Annotated in this window: 9 protein-coding genes and 3 pseudogenes; 1 reads left to right on the forward strand and 11 read right to left on the reverse strand. The window is 67.8% G+C overall.

Features of this window, described 5'->3' with window-relative positions:
* Positions 1-105 precede the first annotated feature (105 nt).
* The 7 genes and pseudogenes from AB0G14_RS29430 to AB0G14_RS29460 all read right to left on the reverse strand — a co-directional run bounded on the left by AB0G14_RS29430 (position 106) and on the right by AB0G14_RS29460 (position 7,529).
* Positions 106-1,269, reverse strand: a complete 1,164-nt coding sequence (locus AB0G14_RS29430; protein ID WP_357702930.1) for an ABC transporter substrate-binding protein — start codon at positions 1,267-1,269, stop codon at positions 106-108.
* Between the two features lie 32 nt (positions 1,270-1,301).
* Complete coding sequence (locus AB0G14_RS29435) at positions 1,302-2,123, reverse strand: ABC transporter permease (RefSeq protein ID WP_357702932.1); 822 nt, start codon at positions 2,121-2,123, stop codon at positions 1,302-1,304.
* Positions 2,120-2,911, reverse strand: coding sequence for an ABC transporter ATP-binding protein (locus AB0G14_RS29440; protein ID WP_350710330.1), 792 nt, complete (start codon positions 2,909-2,911; stop codon positions 2,120-2,122). Before AB0G14_RS29440 ends, AB0G14_RS29435 begins: the two co-directional genes overlap by 4 nt.
* 38 nt (positions 2,912-2,949) lie before the next feature.
* Positions 2,950-3,789 carry an ABC transporter permease subunit gene (locus AB0G14_RS29445; RefSeq protein ID WP_357463600.1) on the reverse strand — a complete coding sequence of 280 codons (840 nt, stop codon included), beginning with the start codon at positions 3,787-3,789 and terminating at the stop codon, positions 2,950-2,952.
* Between the two features lie 1,000 nt (positions 3,790-4,789).
* Positions 4,790-5,633: pseudogene (locus AB0G14_RS29450) on the reverse strand (IS5 family transposase).
* A 106-nt stretch (positions 5,634-5,739) separates the two neighbouring features.
* Positions 5,740-6,720, reverse strand: a complete 981-nt coding sequence (locus AB0G14_RS29455; RefSeq protein ID WP_357702935.1) for a DUF1152 domain-containing protein — start codon at positions 6,718-6,720, stop codon at positions 5,740-5,742.
* 50 nt (positions 6,721-6,770) lie between these two features.
* Entirely contained in the window at positions 6,771-7,529 is a 759-nt protein-coding gene (locus AB0G14_RS29460) for a nucleoside hydrolase (RefSeq protein WP_357702937.1), read from the reverse strand.
* Positions 7,530-7,579: 50 nt separating this feature from the next.
* Between AB0G14_RS29460 and AB0G14_RS29465 the strand changes: the two genes are divergently transcribed.
* Positions 7,580-8,134, forward strand: a complete 555-nt coding sequence (locus AB0G14_RS29465) for a MarR family winged helix-turn-helix transcriptional regulator (RefSeq protein WP_357702939.1) — start codon at positions 7,580-7,582, stop codon at positions 8,132-8,134.
* Positions 8,135-8,180: 46 nt separating this feature from the next.
* On the opposite strand, the gene AB0G14_RS29470 is transcribed toward AB0G14_RS29465, so the two are convergent.
* From AB0G14_RS29470 to AB0G14_RS29485, 4 genes and pseudogenes are all read right to left on the reverse strand, one after another.
* Complete coding sequence (locus AB0G14_RS29470) at positions 8,181-8,435, reverse strand: hypothetical protein (protein ID WP_357702941.1); 255 nt, start codon at positions 8,433-8,435, stop codon at positions 8,181-8,183.
* A 247-nt stretch (positions 8,436-8,682) separates the two neighbouring features.
* Positions 8,683-8,826: pseudogene (locus tag AB0G14_RS29475) on the reverse strand (helix-turn-helix transcriptional regulator); the annotation flags it as partial.
* Positions 8,827-8,929: 103 nt separating this feature from the next.
* Positions 8,930-9,547 (reverse strand): hypothetical protein, encoded by a 618-nt coding sequence (locus tag AB0G14_RS29480; protein ID WP_357702943.1) that lies wholly within the window; start codon positions 9,545-9,547, stop codon positions 8,930-8,932.
* A gap of 279 nt (positions 9,548-9,826) precedes the next feature.
* Positions 9,827-10,156, reverse strand: a pseudogene (locus tag AB0G14_RS29485) (IS30 family transposase); the annotation flags it as partial.

Genomic DNA, 10,156 nt, shown 5'->3' on the forward strand with positions numbered 1-10,156 from the left:
CTCCATCAATTGCCATCGGCCAAGGGATACGGCCCATATCTTGGCAGGCGTCATTGGCTGCGGACGTGTGCCGAACGGCGGCGCCGCCCGGCACACGCCGCTCGCTTACTTCCCGCCTTCCGTGATCGTCACGGTCTGCGGTTTGTAGGAGTTGCCGCTGACGTCGAAGCCGTCGGCCTTGAGTTCGTCGTTCGCGCGCTGCGACAGGTCGGTGCGGAACGCGTCCTTGTCCGGCACGTTCTTCAGCACGCCGCCACCGATCGCGATCTTGATCGTCTGGTCCCAGGCCGCCTGGTCCATCATTCCCACGCCGTTGGTCGCGGGCCAGATCAGCTTGTTGATCTCGTTGAGCATCCAGGTCTGGTGCCCCTGCCCCAGCGCGCTGCCGTTGTCGAGCACGATGTCGACGCAGCCGGCCAGGTCGTCGCGGCAGTAGCCCCAGCCGCGGTAGGACGCCTTCAGAAACTTCACCGCCGTGTCCTGGTTGGCCTGCTCCCCCAGCCAGTCACCACGGGCGTAGATGCCGTCCTCCAGACTGGTGTAGCCGGCGTCCTGGAGACTGATCACCGAGAAGTCGGACGGCTGGTAGAGCTTGCCCGTCTTCGGGTTCTTGGTCTCCAGCAGTTGGGCGTACTCGTTGTAGGTCTTGGCCTGACCGGCGTCGATCTCCCGACGAAGCAGCAGCGACATGTCGAACGGTTGCTGGATGATCTCCGTGTCGCGGCTCGGGTCGACGCCGGCGTCCTTCATCGCTGCGAACAGCACGAGCTCGTTGCCGTAACCCCAGCTCCCGACCTTCTTACCCTTCAGGTCGGTCAGCGCCTTGATGCCGGAGTCGGCCCAGGCGACCTGGAGATAGGCGCCGCGCTGGAACACCTGGCCGATGTTCACCAGATTCGCGCCCTGCTCCCGGGTCACCATCGTCTTGGTGACGTGGCTGACCGCGAACTCGGCGTTGCCGGCGGAGAGCACCTGCTGAGGAACGATGTTGACACCGCCCTCCTGGATGGTGACGTCGAGGCACTCCTCGGCGTAGTAACCCTTCTCCTTGGCCGCGTAGTAGCCGGCGAACTGGGCCTGGGCGACCCACTGGAGCACCACCCGGACCTTGGTGGTCGACTCGCAGTTCTTGGCGGCCTCAGCTGCGGACTCGCTCGGGGTGTCGGACATGCCACCGCAGGCCGAGGCGGCGAGCAGGACGGCGGTGAGGGCGGTGGCGATTGTGGCGGGGCGACCCTTCCGCGGGGTCCGCCATAGTTGCAGGGCCATTCTGACTCCAACAGATCGTGGTGGCCCGTGGCTCACGAGTCGCTGTCGTGCAGCGACTCGTGCCAGGGCATCAGGAGGCGTTCCAACAGAGACGTGGCACCGAACAGCAGCAGGCCGAGCGCGCTGGCCACGGCGATCCCCGCCCAGGCGAACTCAAAGCGGGGCAGGGCCGCCTGATAGGCGATGTACACCCCGAGAGCGTTGCTCGGTCCTCCGAAGTACTCGGTCACGATCACGCCGATCACGGCGAGCGTGCTGCCGAGCTTGAGCGCGTTGAACAGGTACGGCAACGCGTTGGGCAACCGCAGCATGAGCGCCACCTGTCGTGGCTGCGCCGCGAGCGATTGCATGATCTCCAGGTGCAGGGGTGAGACCTGGAGAAGTCCCCTGGTGGTGTTGACCAGGACCGGGAAGAAGACCATCACCGCGGCCACGCCGGCCTTCGACATCAGGTTGGTGACCCCGAACCAGTTGTTGAAGATCGGCGCGAGGGCCACGATCGGGGCGCAGTTGATGACGACGGCTGCGGTCAGCACCGGCGCGGACACTCCCGGGAACCGGCTGAGCGCCAACGCCACCGTGACCCCCGCTACCGCGCCGAGGACCAAGCCGAGGAGCACCTCCTGCACGGTGACCACCGACGCCGACATGATCGTGCCGAACTCGGCCTGGAACGCCGACGAGATGTCGGCCGGCGCCGGGACGATGAACGACGGAACGTCGAAGACGGTCACCAGCAGCTGCCACGAGCCAATGATCACCAGCGCGGTGAGGACGACCGGGAGGAACCGGCCGATCGCCGTCCGGGCACCGGCGCCGGGCAAGGTGTCCCGCGCGAGCCGCGCCGTGCTCATCGGGCCGCCTGCTCGGCCGGGACGCCGTGCAGCGCCGTACGCACCTCGGTGACCTTGGCGAAGAACGCCTCGGTGGTCCGGGTCGCCGCCGTCCGCGGGTACGGCAGGTCGACGTCGATGCTGGCGGCGATCCGTCCGGGACGCGCGGACATCACCACGATCCGCGACGACAGGAACACCGCCTCGGAGATGCTGTGCGTGACGAACACGACGGTGGTCTGGGTGTCCGACCAGATCCGCAGCAACTCGCCCTGCAACCGCTCGCGGTTCATCTCGTCGAGCGCGCCGAGCGGCTCGTCCATGAACAGAATCTCCGGGTCCGCCGACAGCGCGCGGGCGATCGCCACCCGCTGCTGCATGCCGCCGGAGAGCTGCCAGGGAAAGTGCCGGGAGAAGTCGGAGAGGCGGACCAGTTCCAGCATCTCGTGGGCCTTGGCCCGCCGGGTCTGCTTGTCCACCCCGGCCACCTGCAACGGCAGCTCGACGTTGCGCTGCACGGTACGCCACTCGAAGAGGCCGGCCTGCTGGAAGACCATGCCGTAGTCCCGGTCCGTCCGTGCCGCGCCCGGCGTCTTGCCGTTCAGCGACACCGTGCCGCTGGTCGGCTCGGTCAGGTCGGCCAGGACCCGCAGCAGAGTGCTCTTGCCGCAGCCGCTCGGGCCCAGCAGGGACACGAACTCGCCCCGCTTGATCGACAGGTCGATGTCCTCAAGTGCCGTCACCGTACGGTTTCCGCCGGTGAACTGCTTGTTGACTCCTCGCACGGAAATGATCGCGGCCTCAGACATCAGCATCTCTCCAGGTGTTGTTGAGGCGGAAGGAATGTTCACCGGGTGTGCCGGTGCCGGAGCGCCACGCGCTCGATGAGTGCCAGGGACTGCACGAACACGATGCCGGCCGCCGCCGCAACCAGGACGGCCGCGTACAACTTCTCCGGCCCGTTCGAGTAGTAGTAGGCGAAGGTGAGGATCGCCCGGCCGATGCCCCGGCCGGTGCCCGCGGAAAGCTCGCCCACGATCGCGCCCACCACGCTCGCGGTGGCGGCCAGCCGGAGCCCGGCGAACACGAAGGGCAGTGCTGCCGGGATCCGCAGCCACCCCAGCACCTGCCAGCGGCCCGCGCCCACGCTGCGCATGAACTCCAACTGGACCTTCGGCGGTGACTTCAGGCCTCGTAGGGCGTTGATGGTGACCGGGAAGAACGCGAGGTAGGCGGCGATACCGGTCACCGCCACCCAGGGCGGCGCGCCGGCCTTCCCACCCCAGATCACGATCATCGGTGCGATCGCCACCAGGGGAACCGTCTGTGACGCGACCAGCCAGGGCATCAGCCCCTTGCTGAGCGGCACCACGTGCAGGAAGACGACCGCCAGCACCAGGCCCAGCGACGAGCCCGCCAGCAGACCGTAGAACGCCTCGCGGAGCGTCACACTGGTCTCGCCGAGGAGGTAGCTGCCCAGCACCATCGAGTCGCCCCGCCGGGCCGGCTCGACCAGGGCGCCGAGAATCGACCAGACGTGCGGCATCGAAAGATCGTCGGTGGCGACCGGGAAGGCGATCCCGGTGCCGGGCACGACGTCATCGACGGCGCGCCCCAGTGCCTTGTAGCACTCCCAGAGGCCGGCGAGCGCCGCCACGACCAATACGGCCCCGACGGCGTTCAGCACGCGTTTCCTCGCGGCGGACAGGCGCCCGGATCGGCGCAGTGTCACTCGTTCCACCTGCCCGGCCGGTCCAGCCTCGGCAGCCGGTGTAGTGGCGGTTCTTGTCGCAGTCATGCAGGCACTCTCCGAATCCCTCGGAAGCGTCGTCTGGCTTGAGATCCGTCGGTCGGCCCCGCCGGGTCGGATCACTGAGTGAACTGGTGGTTCACCATAGAAGCGTGACTCAGGCCACGTCAACGGTTTGGCCAGGACATCGGATCACCATCTGGAGGCCGCTCCCGACCCGCGTCACCTGCCGGATACCGCAATCCGGGTCAAGCTGCCGTCTCCGCAGCCAACACCAACGGAAGGTTGCGTCCACTGGAGTGGTGTACGACTTGCCCGTGATGGGCGTGTTGCGTATATGCGAGACGGCCATCGCGTCGATCCTTCAAGACGACCAGGTCAGAGAAGGAAGAGAGAACGATGGCCGCATCTGAGAGTGTGAACGGGGATTCTAGGGACGGTGTCCCCGCCGGCCGGGCCTGACCCGAGTGTGAACCGGCTCCGTGCCCTCATATGGAACCGTCGACCCGCTGGCGGGGGCACCTGTCTCGGCGGTGCACGAGCTGGCGTGGTGACCTGATTAGGAGCTGCTGCGGCGCCGACTCCAGTGCGAAGTGGTTACGCGACCCGCGGACCATCACGGCCGCGCCTTCGTGCAGGTGGTCGTGGATGTGGGCGGAGCCGCCCCGGCTGGTCGGTTCGCGCAGGACGGCGATGCGCTAGCGGCCGCGGTCGTCGACGTCGCCGCACAGGGAGTACTGGCGGCCAGTGGAGCTTCCGCGCCGGTGTCGAGCAGCAGGTCGATGTGCGCGCCCGGGGTCCACGCCGGCAATGGCAGCCCATCGATGCTGACAAGGTCGATGACGACCACATCGGCGCACTCGGCTCTACGGCTGGCGACGACCACGGGAATCGTGGTGTCCATTGTGGCCTTAAAGGTCGCGCGGAATGGTGGTGGTCATCGGCGGCGGTTGGGGCGGCTGTCCCACCGGTAGAGGATCCATGCCCGTCGGATAAGGCCACGGACGGTGATGATCGCGTCGGCGAGGTCGAAGTACGCGTTGATGACCTTCTCGGTTCGTTCGTAGCAGCGTTGCAGCCGGTTGAACGCGTTGTGCCAGCTGTTCGTGCGTTCGACGTGCCACCGCCTGCCCGCCTGGATGGGTGCCTTGTCGCCCTTGCGGGCGATCTCGCCGGTCAGGCCGCGTTCGGTCAGCAGTGTGCGTGTGGTGGCGGAGTCGTATCCGGCGTCGAGGTGCACCGTGATGCTCTGCGGTAGTGGGCCGAGGTCGTCGAGGCGGTCGAGGGTGGGTGCCAGCAGTGGTGAATCGTGTCGGTTCGCGCCGGCCAGGACCCGGCCGAGGGGAATGGGCGTAGCCGTCGACCATGATGGAGCGTTTCATGCCCTGCTTGCCCCGGTCGATCGGGGACCGCCCGGCGCAGTCACCGCCGCCCGGGGCCTTGGTGATGCAGCCGTCCACCGCGATGTCGGCCAAGACCAAGCCGACGAGCCGGTCGTAGGCATCCACCGCGATTTGCTTGAGCTGGGCGAACACCCCAAGATCGATCCACTCGTCACGACGAGCGCGGATCGTGGTGGCCGAACAGGTGGCATCGGCGATCGCCTCGTAGGAACAGCCGAACCGCAGCACCTGGACCAGCTTGTCGAACACGATCCGGTCATCGACCCGCCTACGGTGACAGCCCAACGGATGCGCCGGCTGGTACATGGGCCGTTCGGGTAGCAGCGCGGCGAACTGGACCCACAACGGCTCGATCAGCCATGCTGGGATGGCAGGCACAGAACCTCCGTGATCACGAAGCGTCAGCAACTTCATGATCAACGGGTCTGTGCCTGCACTCGTTCAGGCGCGCCGATCAACCCACCATTCCGCGCGACCTCTTACGTCAGCGCTGGAAGTCGACGAAGCGGGTGAGCCCGACCTCGGGGATGCGTCCCAGTGCGCGGTAGGTCTGCACGGCCTCGTCGAGGGTGGTCGTGGGTACCAGGTGCTTGGCGTGTTCGGCGACGCTGTCGGCCACCAGGTGCGGGTCGAAGACCCAGACCGGAAGGCTGGCCGGCCCGACCCGGGCGACCTCGCCGAACGGGTTGCTCTTGAGGGTGCGGTGCAGTCCGAACTCGCCTCGGCCGGCCTTGAGCACCAGGCTGCCGACCGGGTCGTCGGCCTCGCCGTGCAGCGCGCCCACGCGCTCGATGGCCGGGTAGCTGGGGGCGATGACGCCGCGTAGCGCGCCGGCTTTGACCGCGGTGCTCAAGTTGCGGTCCAGCTCCTCGATCTCCATCTCGGCGTCGACGCCGTATCCGGCCAGGCCGAAGTAGGCGCGGCATTGCTGCTGGAGCAGGCCGGCGAGGGTGAGGTGGTCGGCCAGCGAGGTTTGGGTTGGTCGGATCTCGTTGCCGGTGGACAGCGTGTCGGAGCCGACGTCGACGCTGACCAGCAGGTCGGCTCCGTAGTGTGCGACGACTTGCCGCATCCCGTCGGCGACGCCCTGACCGCCGCCACGCAGCGAGATGAGGAACGATTCTCCGCCGAAGTGGCGGGCGACGGTCGCCTCGTGCGGCTGACGGCCGTCGATCTGCGAGTCCGCAGTGACGATGACCGCGTGCGCGCCGAGCGGCTTGGCGGGGCTGAGGTCGAGGGGCTGGTAGAAGTCCGGGCCGACGGTCATCCGCAGGGCGGTCTTCTGTTCACCGGCTGGCGGCCACCATTGGCAGGCGACGCCGCCGAGGATGACCCGCTGTACGCCGAGCCGGCCGAGCCAGTCGGCGACGAGGGAGGCGACCAGGCAGTCGCTGCCTCCTCCGTGGCCCATGACCAGGGCGGTCTTGGATTCTAGAGCGGCTTCTTCAATCGTCGGTGTGGTCATTGGCCAGGTCCCTTCTCGGCAGCACCGCTAACACAAAGTCACGATCACGGTCACGCCACGACATTAGTTCGCACCTTTACTATATTGCAAGAAGGTGTCGCCGAAGAGTCGCGGACGAGGCGGCGGAAGCGGGGGACATCCACGTCGACCGGGTTACCGTCGGCCTCGGCGTGCCGTCTGCCGGGAGCTCCGGCCGGCCGGACCGGCTGCGTGCCAGCGGGCGTGTGTCGACGACGGTCTGGCCCCAGGCGGCGCTGCCGCCGGTGTCCACGGCGACCGGGAGGACCTCGGTCGTGACCAGGGTCGGGTCCACGCAGGCCATGGCCGCGAGCAGGTCGCGGCAGGGCATTTGGCCCGGTGGACAGAGGCTGGCGCCGAAGCGCCGGTACACCGCCAGGGGACCGTCCAGAAAAGTCGGCTGCCCGGTTGAGTCGGCGGCCGAGGATGGCCAACTCAGCGTCGGTCATGGTCGCGGTGTGGGTCACGTCGGGCCCGACCATCAGCGGCGGCTGCGCCCAAGGCGCCGCGAGCACCGCCGCGGCGGATGAGGGGTCGTGGGCGATGTTCGCCTCCGCTGTGGGGCGCGCGTTGCCGCCGGCGCGGGCGCTGCCGCCCATGAGGGTGAGCCGCGCCCGCGACGTGCGGGCGTGGGCGCCGATGGCGGCGGCCACGTCGGTCAGGGGCCCGGGCGTGAGTAGTCCGGCTCCGGCGGAGACCTCGCGTGCGATCACCTCCGGCGCGCCGGGCTGTGCGCGTGTTTCACGGTGTGCCTTTCGTTCGTCGATGAGGCCGGGCTTCTGGACTGCCACTGGACAGCGGTGCGGTGACTAGACTGCCGCCATGAGATCGTCCGCAGGGGTTGGGCACCGAGATGCCGCGAGCTGACGCGCCGCATGTCGGTCCCGTCAATCCGGCCGAGGTGGATGCGATCCCGTTGGAGGATCTGGAAGAGGCTCTGCGACACCATTCGGCCGGCAATACGCCTGGGTTTCTGTTGCGGCATGCGACGTTGCGCTGGCAGCGCCACGTGGCGGCCGCGCTGGCCGGGATGTCCATGACGCACGTGCAGTTCCTCGTGTTGGGCAGCACGTGGTGGTTGGGGCGTAACGGGGAGGCGCCCCGACAGCGCGACGTGGCCGACCATGCCGGCCTGGAGCCGGTGATGACCTCCCAGGTCCTCAAGGTCCTGGAGCGGGACGGGCACGTGAAGCGGATCCGGGATACCGCCGACGCCCGCGCCGTCCGAGTGATGGTGACGCCGCAGGGCCGTGACCTCGCCCGCCGCTGCGTCGTGATCATGGACCGGATCGACGCTGTGTACTTCGCCGAGGCACGCGCTACGCCCGGCTTCATGGAGCAGTTGCGGGCGCTGGCCGGGCGCGACAGTGCCGGCAACCCGACCCAGCCCTCGTAGCGCCCGGTGCGGCTGCCGCCGGGCTTTGCCGCTGCTGGCGCGGGTCTCACTGCCGCGCGAACGGCCGGCCGATCACGGCCGGCGCGGCGGCGCGGCCGACGAACGTGGCTAGCGCGAGCACGGCCAGCAGGTAGGGCAGCGCGATCAGCAGCTCATGCGGGACGGCGGAGTCCAGGATCTGCATCCGCAACAGGAGCGGGTCGACCAGGCTGAACAGCAGGCATGCCGCGACCGCCGGCCAGACCCGCCACGTGCCGAACAGCAACGCGGCGAGGGCAAGGAAGCCCCGGCCTTGGCTCATGGGCGCTTGAAACAGGCCGATGGTGGCCAGGGAAAGGCTGGCGCCGCCCAGCGCGGCGAGCCCTCCCGCGCACAGGAGGTGACCACGCGGACGCGCCGTACCCGGACTGACTGCGGACGCCCCCGTCCCGGTGAACAGGGTTCACCTGCACGGGGCCTGGATGTCGCGGTCCTGGCGAGCGCGACATGTGCTCGCGTTCGGCGTCGTTGAGTTGGAGGGCGCGGGCGATCGCGTGCAGCACGCTATCGGATGCGCCACGGATGTTGCCGCGTTCGAGCCGGGTGTAGTAGTCAGTGCTGACTCCGGCGAGTTCCGCGACCTCCTCACGGCGCAGGCCGGAAACGCGCCGGTCCTCGCCGCCCCAGGTGATTCCGGCCTGCTCGGGGGTGATCCGTAGGGCACGGTTGCGATCCTCGCCCGGCCGGGGACCGGGCGCAGCGCAGCCCCAGCCGCGCCTCCCAGCGAGGTTGGTGGACGAAGTCGGTAGAGCACGCTCATGGGATCACCGTGCTGGGATCGAGTGCTTCCACGATCAGGGGTTCGTTGTCGTTTGGTGCTCCGACGGACCATACGCGTGCTTTAGAGCCGATTGCGGGTATCTGGGTCTGGAGGAGAGTGGCGTCTGCATTTTCCGGGTTGCTGCGGTACCAGCGTGCGCGGATGCGCGATGTCTCTTCGATGTCGACGGTGAGGGTGAGGGTGAGGGTGAAGGATGACACGCTCCCGTGTTCCATAAGGCTCACCGTGCGGTCGATGACGCGTCCCGCTGACGGTCGTGCGTGGTTCCGTGTCGCGTGCCACCGCTCGGCGAGCTGCGCCTCGCGGCGTGAGAGTCGGCGCGATTCCGTCAATGCCATTCCACACCCGGCCATAAAGAAGGCCGGCAGGAGGGTGAAGATCAGATTGAACCACCACCCCGGCGAGTCGCTTGTCCAGAGGAACACGACCAGGAGGCTTGTGCTGAGCGTGCCGGCGACCAGCAGGACCCAGAGAACGGCGAGAGCGGAAGGGCGCAGTCGTCTGCCGAACTGGATTTCCCTCGGTGCGGTCGCGTCGTCTTCAAAGGATCTGACCAGGTGCACGATGTGACTGATCGGTGTGTCGTCCGTCATTGCGCACCCGTCGGTGGCTTCCGAGTCGTTCCGAGGTTGTGGCGGGGCTTCACTTGCCTAGCTTTGCATATGTAGATGTGTCTGTCACGGAGCTGACTCCCGGTCGAGGGCCTCCGGGTTGTCTCGATGCCGTCCCTATTTCCGCAGCGCGATGGCGAGCCCTGTGAGGAGGAGGACCACGCCGAGGATGGCGAGGCCGATAGCCGCAATGGTCTATGTCAAGGCTGGATGGCCCCGGGATGACGGGGCGGTTTCCAGCGGTGGTCACAACAGCGCAGGTCAGCCTTTTGTCACTGTGAGTGTAGCGAACCGCTCGGCTGGGCTTGACCAGGCAAGCGTTCGTCGGGGGCGGTCGTTGAGTTCGCCGGCGGCCGCGGTGATCTCGTGGCGGTGTGGACGCTGAGGTCGGTGCCTTTCGGGAAGTACTGGCGGAGCAGTCCGTTGATGTTCTCGTTGACGCCGCGCTGCCAGGGACTGACGGGTTCGCAGAAATAGACGGGGATGCCAGTGGCGACAGTGAGCCTTTCCGAGTAACGGTTCGCGACTGTGCGTAGTGTTCGTTTCAGGTGGTTCGTCCGTGCTCGATGTGGAGGATGACCAGGGCTGCGG

This window comes from Micromonospora sp. NPDC023814 (genome assembly GCF_040639595.1).
Classification (GTDB): Bacteria; Actinomycetota; Actinomycetes; order Mycobacteriales; family Micromonosporaceae; genus Micromonospora.

What these genes read in the sequence shown, in the direction of transcription:
- AB0G14_RS29430 (WP_357702930.1), bottom strand. Translation starts at nt 1,269, where the DNA reads ATGGCCCTGCAACTATGGCGGACCCCGCGGAAGGGTCGCCCCGCCACA.
- AB0G14_RS29435 (WP_357702932.1), bottom strand. Translation starts at nt 2,123, where the DNA reads ATGAGCACGGCGCGGCTCGCGCGGGACACCTTGCCCGGCGCCGGTGCC.
- AB0G14_RS29440 (WP_350710330.1), bottom strand. Translation starts at nt 2,911, where the DNA reads ATGTCTGAGGCCGCGATCATTTCCGTGCGAGGAGTCAACAAGCAGTTC.
- AB0G14_RS29455 (WP_357702935.1), bottom strand. Translation starts at nt 6,720, where the DNA reads ATGACCACACCGACGATTGAAGAAGCCGCTCTAGAATCCAAGACCGCC.
- AB0G14_RS29470 (WP_357702941.1), bottom strand. Translation starts at nt 8,435, where the DNA reads ATGAGCCAAGGCCGGGGCTTCCTTGCCCTCGCCGCGTTGCTGTTCGGC.
- AB0G14_RS29480 (WP_357702943.1), bottom strand. Translation starts at nt 9,547, where the DNA reads ATGACGGACGACACACCGATCAGTCACATCGTGCACCTGGTCAGATCC.